This window comes from Bacillus sp. JJ864 (assembly GCF_036963045.1).
In the GTDB taxonomy this organism is placed as follows: Bacteria; Bacillota; Bacilli; order Bacillales; family Bacillaceae_G; genus Bacillus_A; species Bacillus_A pseudomycoides_C.
In genome coordinates this window covers 1-11,637 of sequence record NZ_JBALLY010000165.1, presented here as the reverse complement: position 1 = coordinate 11,637, position 11,637 = coordinate 1, and the positions used below count along the sequence as shown (strand labels likewise).

At 34.9% G+C, this 11,637-nt stretch carries 12 protein-coding genes and 4 pseudogenes; 14 read left to right on the top strand and 2 right to left on the bottom strand.

What is annotated here, in order from left to right; all coding sequences use genetic code 11:
* Nucleotides 1-14 precede the first annotated feature (14 nt).
* On the bottom strand, nucleotides 15-572 hold the full coding sequence (locus V7024_RS21255; protein ID WP_335523610.1) for a GNAT family N-acetyltransferase: 558 nt from the start codon (nucleotides 570-572) through the stop codon (nucleotides 15-17).
* A 122-nt stretch (nucleotides 573-694) separates the two neighbouring features.
* Between V7024_RS21255 and V7024_RS21250 the strand changes: the two genes are divergently transcribed.
* From V7024_RS21250 to V7024_RS21185, 14 genes and pseudogenes are all read left to right on the top strand, one after another.
* On the top strand, nucleotides 695-889 hold the full coding sequence (locus V7024_RS21250) for an abortive phage infection protein (protein WP_335523608.1): 195 nt from the start codon (nucleotides 695-697) through the stop codon (nucleotides 887-889).
* A 65-nt stretch (nucleotides 890-954) separates the two neighbouring features.
* Complete coding sequence (locus tag V7024_RS21245; protein WP_098915557.1) at nucleotides 955-1,272, top strand: hypothetical protein; 318 nt, start codon at nucleotides 955-957, stop codon at nucleotides 1,270-1,272.
* 392 nt (nucleotides 1,273-1,664) lie between these two features.
* Nucleotides 1,665-2,024, top strand: coding sequence for a class Ib ribonucleoside-diphosphate reductase assembly flavoprotein NrdI (gene nrdI / locus V7024_RS21240; RefSeq protein WP_098915555.1), 360 nt, complete (start codon nucleotides 1,665-1,667; stop codon nucleotides 2,022-2,024).
* Nucleotides 2,011-2,709, top strand: a pseudogene (locus V7024_RS21235) (ribonucleotide reductase N-terminal alpha domain-containing protein); the annotation flags it as partial. The gene nrdI and the pseudogene V7024_RS21235, both read left to right, overlap by 14 nt.
* Before the next feature lie 324 nt (nucleotides 2,710-3,033).
* A pseudogene (locus tag V7024_RS21230) lies at nucleotides 3,034-3,462 on the top strand (ribonucleotide-diphosphate reductase subunit alpha); the annotation flags it as partial.
* A gap of 383 nt (nucleotides 3,463-3,845) precedes the next feature.
* Entirely contained in the window at nucleotides 3,846-4,796 is a 951-nt protein-coding gene (locus V7024_RS21225; protein ID WP_335523614.1) for a ribonucleotide reductase, read from the top strand.
* Between the two features lie 189 nt (nucleotides 4,797-4,985).
* Nucleotides 4,986-5,564: pseudogene (locus tag V7024_RS21220) on the top strand (ribonucleotide-diphosphate reductase subunit beta); the annotation flags it as partial.
* 318 nt (nucleotides 5,565-5,882) lie between these two features.
* Nucleotides 5,883-6,272, top strand: a pseudogene (locus tag V7024_RS21215) (ribonucleotide-diphosphate reductase subunit beta); the annotation flags it as partial.
* Nucleotides 6,273-6,458: 186 nt separating this feature from the next.
* On the top strand, nucleotides 6,459-6,848 hold the full coding sequence (locus V7024_RS21210) for a GntR family transcriptional regulator (protein ID WP_335523605.1): 390 nt from the start codon (nucleotides 6,459-6,461) through the stop codon (nucleotides 6,846-6,848).
* Nucleotides 6,836-7,534 (top strand): ABC transporter ATP-binding protein, encoded by a 699-nt coding sequence (locus tag V7024_RS21205; RefSeq protein ID WP_098915548.1) that lies wholly within the window; start codon nucleotides 6,836-6,838, stop codon nucleotides 7,532-7,534. Before V7024_RS21210 ends, V7024_RS21205 begins: the two co-directional genes overlap by 13 nt.
* A complete protein-coding gene (locus tag V7024_RS21200; protein ID WP_098915546.1) occupies nucleotides 7,531-8,322 on the top strand; it encodes an ABC transporter permease in 792 nt (263 codons plus the stop codon). Before V7024_RS21205 ends, V7024_RS21200 begins: the two co-directional genes overlap by 4 nt.
* Nucleotides 8,323-8,336: 14 nt before the next feature.
* Nucleotides 8,337-9,239, top strand: a complete 903-nt coding sequence (locus V7024_RS21195; protein ID WP_335523600.1) for an ABC transporter ATP-binding protein — start codon at nucleotides 8,337-8,339, stop codon at nucleotides 9,237-9,239.
* Complete coding sequence (locus V7024_RS21190) at nucleotides 9,239-10,015, top strand: ABC transporter permease (RefSeq protein ID WP_335523598.1); 777 nt, start codon at nucleotides 9,239-9,241, stop codon at nucleotides 10,013-10,015. The genes V7024_RS21195 and V7024_RS21190 overlap by 1 nt, the downstream gene beginning before the upstream one ends.
* A 187-nt stretch (nucleotides 10,016-10,202) precedes the next feature.
* Nucleotides 10,203-11,228, top strand: coding sequence for a CPBP family intramembrane glutamic endopeptidase (locus V7024_RS21185; protein WP_335523612.1), 1,026 nt, complete (start codon nucleotides 10,203-10,205; stop codon nucleotides 11,226-11,228).
* 22 nt (nucleotides 11,229-11,250) lie between these two features.
* On the opposite strand, the gene V7024_RS21180 is transcribed toward V7024_RS21185, so the two are convergent.
* Nucleotides 11,251-11,433, bottom strand: coding sequence for a DUF3913 family protein (locus V7024_RS21180; RefSeq protein WP_242217061.1), 183 nt, complete (start codon nucleotides 11,431-11,433; stop codon nucleotides 11,251-11,253).
* Nucleotides 11,434-11,637 lie beyond the last annotated feature (204 nt).

The window sequence follows — 11,637 nt, the reverse complement described above, 5'->3', positions numbered from 1 at the left end:
ATTGTGCCGTTGTATTATATATGTTTAACTAAATGAGCATATGGTTCGCCCACAAGCATAAGTGTGTTATCTTGTGTATAGCCGAGTTTTTTATAAAGAGAAAACGCAGGTTTGTTTTCTAAGTTTACTAGCAATGAGATTTTTTCATGCCCTTCTTCTTGAGCGAATGTTTCAGCTGCAAAAATTAAATTTGAGCCGATACCTTGTCCACCATATGTAGATGAAACAGATAGAGTATCAATATAATATTCATCTTCTTCTGCTTCTTTTTCTAATATAATAGAAGAATCTTGTTGAATGTCTCGTAACCGGTTCATAATTGGTTCATCTAGTTGAGTTGCTTCACTTCCGTGGTAGGCTACAATAATACCAACAGCCTTTCCGTCTCGTTCTTCAACAAAACAATTTTCATAACTGAGTCGGTTTTCTTTTTTCGAAAACCAATATTCTAAACCTTCTAGAACTTCTGTTTCATTTGTGCCACCTGTTAATTTTTCAGCAATTTCATGCAGTGCGTTGTACAATAAAGGAGATATTGCTTGAGCATCTGTTTGTTTTGCTTTCCGAATCATGTTATCCCTCCTAGTGTCCATTTTATTGTATCATAAGAGTTAGCATGATAAGAAATGATTTGCTGTATTAGGAGTGTATAGAAGTAGTCGTGAAATAAAAATACGACAGAGAGGTGATTAGTATGGATATACAACAAGTAAATATGATTTTAGATCAGCTGAAAAATAATGAAATACAAGAATACATTATAACAAAAGAAGTGTTTTATACATTTCGTGAAGTTTTAGTAGAGCGAGAAGACTTTAAACATTTTCGAGGTAACGCACAGCATGGCGGGAAAATCATTTATACATATATGGAAATGCCGCGCTCGTAAGGAAAAGAATTACCTATTAAAACTGCTTGCTAAAAGTCGGATAAAGAGAAAGGAGAGGAGTTTATTTGGGAGAGTTTAAGCAAGGAATACTTCCGCACTGGGACTGTTTTTGGAAAGATGAAAAAGGAAGGAAATTTGTTGGGATGGTTATGTTTCCAGAAAAGCGCAAGCGAATGAAGGAAATCATAGGGCAATTAAAAAAAGCATATGAACAAGAACGAAGTGTGCTTGTAGTAGCAAAACTTCAAAATTCGATTCAAAAAGTTAAAGGTACGATTGCGTATTTCGATGAAGAATCACCTGTTTTTACGATGCAATGTAAAGATGAAATTTTCTATCATATATTTTTGAACGATATCGTGCGCGTAGAACATCATGAATAGGAGTACACGTACAAATGAAACGATAGAAAAAATGTGTAACCGGTTTCGAACAGTTTCTAATGAGGAAACTGTTCGTTTTTTTTTGACAAATGAGAAATAGATTTCGCATGTATGTTTCTTTTTTTGACAATTTGATACGATGAACTTTTTTGGAAATGTGGGTAAATCCGTTGACAACTTTTTTGAAATACACTTTATTGACATGTGTTTTAGAATGTTGTTTCATATTCTTTGTATTGTAAAAAGATCGGCCTTTTTTGTCGAAAAAATAAATTTTTAAAAAGAAAGAAATTATACATATATCTTGTGTCCTTTTTTAAAAAGTAATACAATATATAGAGAATTCATCAAGAATGAACATGATGTAAAAAGATGTAAAAGGAGGGTCGGAGATGTTAATTGCATATGATTCTATGACAGGAAACGTGAAGCGTTTCATTCACAAATTAAATATGCCGGCCGTTCAAATTAATGAAAATCTCGTATTAGATGAAGAATATGTCCTTATTACGTATACAACAGGTTTTGGAAATGTGCCGGAACGTGTTTTGGAATTTTTAGAACGTAATCATGAACGCTTGAAAGGAGTAGCTGCAAGCGGAAATCGCAATTGGGGAGATATGTTTGGGGCAAGTGCAGACAAAATTGCAACGAGATATGAGGTACCGGTTGTATCAAAATTTGAGTTATCTGGAACAAATAAAGATGTAGAATTTTTTAAAGAGAGGGTGCTGGAGATTGCGACACATTGAATTGAATAATGAGATCACGCAAATGCAGGACGGGTTCTATCAGCTTCACAAAGATAAAGAGGCACTAGCTGTCTTTATGGAAGAGGCGAAAGAGAATACCGTTCCTTTTGATAGCGTGGCAGAACGCATCGAGTATATGTTAGAGCATGACTACTACTATGATGTGTTAAGCGAATATAAGATGGACGAGGTAGAGGCTGTATACGATATCACATACGGCGAAAAGTTCGAGTTTCAATCTTATATGGCAGCATCTAAGTTTTATAAAGATTACGCGTTAAAAACGAATGATCAAAAGCAATACTTAGAAAGTTATCCTGATCGCGTGGCAATTGTATCGTTATACTTAGGACGAGGAAACGCCCAGAAGGCGAAGCAATTTGCAAGCATGATTGTAAAACAAAACTATCAACCAGCGACACCAACCTTTTTAAATGCAGGTAGAAGCAGAAGAGGTGAAATGGTGTCTTGTTTCTTGTTAGAGATGGACGACAGCTTAAACTCGATTGGGTTTAATATTAATACAGCGATGCAGTTATCAAAAATCGGTGGCGGCGTAGCGCTCAACTTGAGCAAACTACGAGCACGCGGTGAACAAATTAAAGGTATCGAGAACGCAGCAAGTGGTGTTGTACCAGTTATGAAATTACTTGAAGATTCGTTTTCGTATGCGAATCAGTTGGGTTAACTTATGGCTCAACTATAAAACCGGGTCAATTGCTGGAACGCCTGAGTATATCGAGGTAGGATACTACGCAGAAATTACGTAGCGCCCCCTAAAAATCCAAGATTGCAGGAAATCAGCAGCCGAGCTCCTAAGTCTGTTAGATAAGGAGAAGGTTCAACGACCAAGTAGCTATGTAGGTGACTATATAACTCGAACCTGGCTTCTCAAACCAAACAAAGAATTTGGTGAGAAGAAGATATGGTCTGAACTCTATAGCGATATAGAGAGGGTAGCAGAAATGACTATCCCCCATACGTTTTAAATTTATGGAGTAACAATATGCAAAGAAAAGGTGCAGGAGCTGTATATTTAAATATTTTCCATTGGGATATTATTGAGTTCCTCGATACAAAAAAAATAAATGCCGACGAGAAGAGCCGTATTCAGTCTCTTTCCATCGGAATTATCGTTCCAAGCAAGTTCTTTGAGCTTGCTGAGAAAAACGAACCATTCCATGTTTTCGCGCCTTATACAGTGTATAAAGAGTACGGAAAACATTTAGACGATATCGATATTGATGAAATGTATGACGAACTGATGAGCAATCCAAATATCAAAAAGAAACAACTGGATATTAGCACACGTGATATGCTCATTAAAATTGCAATGATTCAGCTTGAGTCTGGTTATCCATACTTAATGTTTAAATCAAATGCAAATAAACAACATCCGTTAAAGGGTATTGGAACTGTGAAGATGTCGAACTTGTGTTAATTAAGTAGCACCTTCTAGTAGAAATACTAGTCGAAAACTCCGTTAAACGGGGAAAGCCTCAAAAGTGAGGTAACCTACCGTGCTAAATCTTATCTTAGAATAAGTTATTTTATTCAGAGGGTATCTTATCGTTTTGTATATGTACAATTAAAAACAGGCAGCATGAAATGATAAGAGACTTTCTGAAAAACTAAGATAAGTAAAAGCCTAACGACTATCCCATAGGGGAGTAGGGCGCAAGCAATTGGCGTTCGAAAAGCGGAGCACCTAATCAGATTATGCTGTAGGTGATGATATAGTCTGTCCTGTATGGTGACATACAGCAGTTGTATGTACAACGGGCTGAGAGTAGCGACCTCAGTTGAACATTCGAGACTGAAATCTTCCAGTTACAAGAAACATCTGTAATCAATGATTACGGTACAGATGACATTATACGCCGCGATATTAACTGTAACTTAGGGTCATTAAATATTGTAAACGTAATGGAGAATAAAGAAATACGTGAAGCGGTTCATGCAGGAATGGAAGCTTTAACAGCTGTTTCTGATATGACAATTATTCCGAACGCACCGACAGTGAAAAAAGCAAATGAGGAGCTTCATTCTGTCGGTCTTGGCGCAATGAACCTACACGGTTATTTAGCGAAAAATAAAATCGCTTATGAAAGTGCAGAAGCAAAAGAATTCGCTCGTACATTCTTTATGATGCTAAATTACTACTCCATTGAAAAAAGTATGGAAATTGCAAAAGAGAAAGGTGTAACCTTTAAAGACTTCGAAAAGTCAGATTATGCAAATGGCACATACTTTGAGAAGTATGAAACAACGGATTATATTCCGGTAACTGAGAAAGTACAACAGTTATTTGAAGGAATTCATGTTCCAACAAAAGAAGATTGGACAAACCTAAAAGAACAAGTACAGAAGCATGGTTTATATAATTCATATAGATTAGCAATTGCTCCGACACAATCAATCAGTTACGTACAGAACGCGACATCATCTGTAATGCCGATCGTAAGCCAAATTGAATCAAGAACGTATGCAAATGCAACAACATATTATCCAATGCCGTATTTATCAAAAGATACGTTCTGGTACTATAAATCTTCTTACGATATGAATCAGTTTAAGCTCATTGATTTAATCGCAGAAATTCAAGAGCATATTGACCAAGGGATTAGTACAATTCTTTATGTAAATAGCGATATCTCTACTCGTGAATTAGCGCGTTATTATATTTATGCTCATAAAAAAGGACTAAAGAGCTTGTACTACACAAGAACACGTAAATTAAGTGTCGAAGAGTGTGTAGCCTGCACAGTATAATGTATTCTTTTAGTAGAAGAGTATACAATTGATAGTTATTATATAAAACAGGATGAGCAGGGTTTAGAAAAACCCTGCTCATCCTAAGTGATCAAATTTACGTTCTAGCGTGCGGTTAGATTTTCATTATGGAATGGAAGTTTCACCGCACGTTAGAACGATGCAACAATATAATAAAGGGGCGATTCAATGCGCGCGGTAAACTGGAACAAGAAAGAAGACGATTTTAGTTTAATGTTTTGGAAGCAAAACATCGCTCAGTTTTGGACAGAAGAGGAGATCGCTGTTTCTTCTGACAAAAATACGTGGGTGCAGTTATCTAAGGAAGAACAAATTGCTTATAAGCGTGTACTTGGAGGATTAACACTTCTAGATACGAAGCAAGGCGGCGAGGGAATGCCACTCATTCTTGTGCACCTTGAGAACTTACAAGCAAAAAGTGTGCTTGCGTTCATGGGAGCTATGGAAGAAGTACATGCGAAAAGTTACAGCCATATTTTCACAACGCTTGCAACTGAAGAAGAAATTGATGGAATTTTTGAATGGGTAGATACACATCCATTACTTGAGAAAAAATCAAGTATCATTACAAATTACTACCGTCGTTTATTAAAGCCTCAAGTAACGAAAAAAGAGCTATACATGGCAATGGTAGCAAGTGTGTTTTTAGAAAGCTACTTGTTCTATAGCGGATTCTTCTATCCGCTGTATTTAGCAGGGCAAGGAAAATTAACGGCGAGCGGTGAAATCATTAATCTCATTATCCGTAAAACATTTGCGGCTCTATCTAGCAATAGATAGTAGAAAATCCCTCTAATTGCTGGGATACCCTGTAGTTAATTGGCGGTTATTGGTTCTTTAAAAGGAATCAATAAATGAAGCAAGTTAGCTAGGGCAATCAGCAGCGAAGCCTTTAGATAATCTAAAGGAACGTTCAACGACTAGGTGAAAACCGTAGGGCACAAGCGATAGGTGCTCGAAATGGGGGACATCCTATATGGATGGTGATATAGTCTGTACTTACTGGTAACAGTAAGCTGCTTGTAAAAGCGGTACAAGAGTAGCGACCTTGTATGAACATGTTAGGATGAGAGTATCCACGGCGTATTCGTCGGTATTTTAGCGCAGCAAGTGTTTGCAGAACTTTCTGCAGAAGAACAACAAGAAGTGCAAAAAGAAACGAAAGATCTGTTATTAGAGCTGTATGACATTGAAACAGCGTATACAGATGAAATTTATACATCGATTGGTCTTGTGGAAGAGGTAAATCGTTTCGTTCGTTACAATGCGAATAAGGGATTAATGAATTTAGGATTAGAACCGCACTTTGAAGAAGAAGAAATTAATCCAATCGTATTAAACGGTTTACGTACGGATACAAAAAACCATGACTTTTTCTCTGTAAAAGGAAATGGTTACGTGAAAGCGACAAATGTTGAAAAATTATCAGATGATGATTTTGTATTTAACTTTTAATAAAGTGAGTGCTCTATATGTATAGGGCACTCTTTTTTTTGTGAGAAATAAGTTTACATAACATTGTTATTTTGTATGAGTTTGTTAATGATATATAAAGGGGGGATTATATTCTAAATTGTCGTTTACATTTTTTGTGTTATGGTGTACTATCTAATTAGTACACTAAAACAATAGGAGGAAGAAATGAAAATTGAATTTTCTCCCAACATCCCAATTTACATTCAGGTGATGGAATTTATAAAAAAGGAAATTGTAACAGGTCATTTATCGCCTGGTAGTAAAATTTCCTCTGTACGTGAATTAGCGGGTGAGTTACAAGTGAATCCAAATACAATTCAACGTACATTTCAAGAGCTAGAACGCGAGGGTATCGTTGTGACGCGTAGAGGAATGGGAAGATATGTAGCAACTGAAGGAGAGAAAATTATGGAGCTGCGAAAGGATATGGCAAAAGAGTTGCTTCATGCCTTTATAAATGGAATGAGCAACTTAGGGTTTTCAGAAGAGGAAATGTTGTCCATTCTTCATTCTTCATTAGAAGAGATAAAGGGGGAGAACAGATGCGAGAATTAGTAAAAATAGAAAATCTATGGAAACGTTACGATTTAAAAGCTGTTATTAGAGATATAAACGTAACGATAACAGAAGGAAAAATTATTGGTCTTGTTGGGGATAATGGCAGCGGGAAAACGACGTTGCTGAAAATGATTGTCGGTTTACAGCACCCTTCTCAAGGAGATATTTTCATTGCCGGTAAGAAGGTAAGTCGAGAAACGAAAAATATTGTTTCATTCATGTCTGACCGTCCGATATTTGAAGAGTGGATGACTGTAAAAGATGCTTTATTTTTTTATCGTGATTTTTATGAAGATTTTGATATTCAAAAAGCGGTGGATACAATTGCGAAATTGAAAATTCCATTAGAAGAAAAAATTAATGCTTTATCAAAGGGAATGGTAGAAAAACTACAGCTAATTTTAACCTTTTCACGTCATGCAAAACTATATGTGTTAGATGAGCCGCTGGGCGGAATTGATCTCGTCTCACGGGAGCATGTACTAGAGTTAATTCTTCAATTTTATCGCGAAGATTGTACAATTTTAATTTCTACTCATTTAATTAGTGAAATTGAAAACTTGTTTGATGAAGTGATTTTCTTAAAAGACGGGGAGATTGTTTTATATGAAAATGTAGAAGATCTTCGTTTTCAAAGAGGAAAAGCTATACACGAGTTGTTCAAGGAGGTGTTTGGACAATGAATCCACTTCTTCATTACTTATATAACTGTAATAAAAAGAAAATATGGGTTATTTACGTAGGGTTTATTACGATTTCGCTTATTCTTTTATTTAACTTTATGGGTTCTGCTAAGCACATGACTCCAACAAAGCAAAACGTAATATTAGTTTTGTTTATATTATTATTTAGCATAACAGTATTTTCTATTAGTTTAATAGCCGCCTTATCTTTTCGAAGAATGTTAAAAAATTCTATGATTCGATATACAGCTATTCCTGCTAAAAAATATATATGTGCCAACCTATTGTTTTTTACAATAATGGTTGTTTTACTGTCATTAATAGCTTTAGGATTTGTTCATTTTTTTTCTTTAGATATTTACGGGAAAAATACAAATGGAGAGATTCAACAAGCGATGCAATACTTTTATAAATTTGGGTTGCTTCATCATTTCTTTTCTCTCTTTTTATGGATTATAGATTTAACTAGTTTTTTGGCTTCTGTATATTTCATAATTGCAATTATAAAACTCTTTAATGTGAACTCCTTATTAAGTAAGGTATTATTTTTCTTTTTTTGTATCATCCTTGGGACAATTCAATTCTCTATAACTAACTTATTACAAAAAATAGATGAGCATGTATTTTATACGAAAAGTATTAAATTTATGGATAAAAATGGTTTTTTCGAAACGTCATTTTATGTTAATGAAGGGGCAAGTATTTCGTATGTATGCTTTACTTTGTTATCGACCGTTCTCTTCATATTCATTACATCTTACATCATCGACAAAAAATTAGAAGTTTAAAGGAGGAATAGGCATTGGGAAATGTAGTAGTGAAATTAGAAAATGTGCACAAAAAAATAGGCAGTGCTGAAATTATTCGTGGGCTATCGTTTGAAGTACAGGAAGGGGAAGTGTACGGTTTCCTTGGACCGAACGGGAGCGGGAAGACGACGACAATTCGAATGATGACAGGGTTGATTTCAGTAACAGAAGGTGATATTACAATTTGCGGTCATAGTATACGTACTGAGCGTGAAAAAGCGCTAGAGTATATTGGAGCGATTGTAGAGAACCCAGAACTATATGAATATATGACGGGAATGCAAAATTTAAAGCATTTTGCGAATATGGCCGTTACACCAGTTGGTAAAGAACGCATTGCTGAAATTGTAAAGCTTGTTGAATTAGAACATGCGATTCATAAAAAGGTAAAAACATATTCTCTTGGTATGAAACAACGTTTAGGGATTGCGCAAGCGCTACTGCATAATCCGAAAATTTTAATTTTAGATGAGCCGACAAATGGTTTAGATCCAGCAGGAATTCGTGAAATTCGCGATTACTTACAGCGTTTAGCAAAAGAAGAAAACATTGCAGTCATTGTATCAAGTCACTTACTAAGTGAAATTGAGCTGATGTGTGATCGTGTCGTTATTATTAAGAATGGACAATTTGTTCAAGAGTATAGTTTACGTGAACAAGTAAAAAGTGATGACAAGATTATGGTAGCGTTAGAAGTGAATCAAGTAGAGAAAGCGAATGAACTGATTAAAGGAACCATTCAAGAAAACAAAATTATGGTATCTGTCATGAAAGAGGAAATTCCGCAGCTTGTGAAAAATTTAGTGTATGCTGATGTTCTTGTGTACAGTGTAACAGTTCAAAATAAATCATTAGAAGATGAATTCTTAGCAGTTACAGGGGGAGTGAAAGCATAATGATAAAATTAATTCAAAATGAATTTTTAAAGTTACATGCGAAAAAGAGTATGTACATTCTATTAGTAGTGCTAGCAGTATTAGAAATTGCAGCAGCAATTATTATCAAAAAATGGGCTCCGCCTGAAATCAAAATTGAAGGATTCATTATGTTTGCAGAGCAAAATATTGGCATGATTGTTACGTTTGCAACAATCTTTGGAGTTACGTTAGCATCCCGCACAATTACAGAGGAATTTCAAAAAGGGACAATTAAACAATTATTGATTCGACCAAGGAAACGAGTTACGATCTTATTTTCAAAGTATATTACAGTTCTCTTAGCTATATTATTTGTATGTATTGCTTCTTTACTTACAGCAATGCTGATTGGTCTCATTGTATTTGGCGGGGACACTGGAGCGGTAACTTTTGCAATTCTATTAAAACGTTTTGCGTATAACATTTTACCGATATTATTTTATCCAACAGTTGCATTCTTATTAGCTAATATTTTTAGAAAATCAGTTTTACCATTAGTTATTACACTATTTTTCTTTTTCCTAGAGTCAATGTTAAAAATGCTAATATTTCAATTTGGCCAAGGTATAGCAAAATATGTTGTAATGTTCCACTTGAATTTAAATATGTATGATAGTAATGAGTTGCTAAGTCAGGGAGCCAAACCAATATTTTCAGAGTTTAGCTTTACAACTTCATTGTTATTTGTGTTAGCTCATTTTGTTATTTTACTCGTTGCTTCCAGTGCATTGTTCCAAAAACGTGATGTGTTATAAAGTGAAACTTCCATCAGTGGGGGGCTTCATCCCCCGCCAATAGCGGAATAAAAAAATAAATCCTCGCTTAAGCGGGGATTTATTTTGGGGAGTTGTAGGATTATACAGGGCTAATTTGATAAATAAAGGAAGAAATTACATCATATTGATACTATAATATAAATATATCAAGTTGGAGGTGTTTTCTATTAATCTTGCATTTTCACGTATTCGACTTCGTAGTTTTTTTGGATGGATGATTTTAGGTTCATTCATTGCATATCTTACACTAGATATGATAGGTGCTGGAAATGATGCGTTCGAATTTGTCTCAGACACTTTAGTCTTCTTTGTTTTTCCATTACTTTGGTTGTTTTATAAGATGAAAAAAAATAACGCAGTATTTACAAGTTTTTTTGATAAACCATTATCTATTCCATGGCGACTTATATTAATTGCGACGGCGATGGGAATGATTTTTTCATTCGGCGTTTCTTTTATTCAATTTTATATACTAGCTCAGCTCATTCCTGACTTTCTAGTTGATTTATTAAGTGATGGAAATGTTATTGATATGAGCACTACTTTTACAAAGATTTTAAGTGTCATTTCAGCTTGTATATTTGCTCCAATTATGGAAGAAGCGATTTTTCGGGGCTTTTTCTTAAATCGAATGGCGTATAAGTGGGGTGTGAAACGTGCTATTATCATTTCTTCACTGATTTTTGGATTTGGGCATGTTGATGTGATCGGTGCCTTTTTGTTTGGTGTTGTGATGTGTCTTTTATACATAAAGACGAAAAGCCTATGGACAAATATGATCGTGCACGCTTTAAATAATACTGTTGTTAGTATTATTCAATTTACTGATAGCAGCGCACAAGAACCAGTAAAAATTGCTGAATTGCAAGCACAGAGTAATTTGTGGATTGGTCTTATTATCATCATTATTAGCTTACTGTGGCTTGTTCCCTTTATTCGTCGTAATTGGCGCACTGTAAAAGAAGTTGGACTGCCATCACTTGGAACCATACAAGAAGAAAAACAAGCTGATTTACTTGCAGAGCAAGCTACATATAGTCAAGTTGTCTTCACAGAGCGCTACATGGCTGTTGAATTACCTGATGAAGCGGTCAATCATTTAGGGTTAGAAGAAAGTGATTATGTAAAAGTGGAACTAGTGAATGATACAATTGTGATAAAAAAAGCAGATGAAAGAGAAAGGCTCTCCTAAAAAATATGGAGAGCTTTTTTCTTTAGTAAATAAAAATTTCAACATGAAAGTTATTCCCGTTTTTTGTATATTTAATGTCTGTTACAGTCCGTACTTTCTTTAAAAGCTCTACTTTCTCACCGATTCGCGGAATGGTTGGGACGTTATCCCAAATACCGAGTAGATCATTTGTGGTTTTTGTTTTTTCATAAAACCAAATTTTCACAGTGATGCCCCTTTCTCCATTTTGTATTTTAATACATAATAAAACATTTTTATGCTTTATGTAAGAGGTTTTAACGTGTTTTTTTGAATAAACTTAACAATTTTTTCATTTAGAGAAGGCATGTTCTATATCAGTTGTAATGTATTTTTGAAAAGACAATGTTAATTCTAGCTGTAATCGAATGTTTCGATTACAGCTAGAATT

Excerpts from the sequence above, each read along its gene's own strand:
- V7024_RS21205 (WP_098915548.1), top strand. The coding sequence starts at position 6,836 with ATGCGAGAATTAGTAAAAATAGAAAATCTATGGAAACGTTACGATTTA.
- V7024_RS21200 (WP_098915546.1), top strand. The coding sequence starts at position 7,531 with ATGAATCCACTTCTTCATTACTTATATAACTGTAATAAAAAGAAAATA.
- V7024_RS21210 (WP_335523605.1), top strand. The coding sequence starts at position 6,459 with ATGAAAATTGAATTTTCTCCCAACATCCCAATTTACATTCAGGTGATG.
- V7024_RS21250 (WP_335523608.1), top strand. The coding sequence starts at position 695 with ATGGATATACAACAAGTAAATATGATTTTAGATCAGCTGAAAAATAAT.
- V7024_RS21255 (WP_335523610.1), bottom strand. The coding sequence starts at position 572 with ATGATTCGGAAAGCAAAACAAACAGATGCTCAAGCAATATCTCCTTTA.
- nrdI (WP_098915555.1), top strand. The coding sequence starts at position 1,665 with ATGTTAATTGCATATGATTCTATGACAGGAAACGTGAAGCGTTTCATT.
- V7024_RS21190 (WP_335523598.1), top strand. The coding sequence starts at position 9,239 with ATGATAAAATTAATTCAAAATGAATTTTTAAAGTTACATGCGAAAAAG.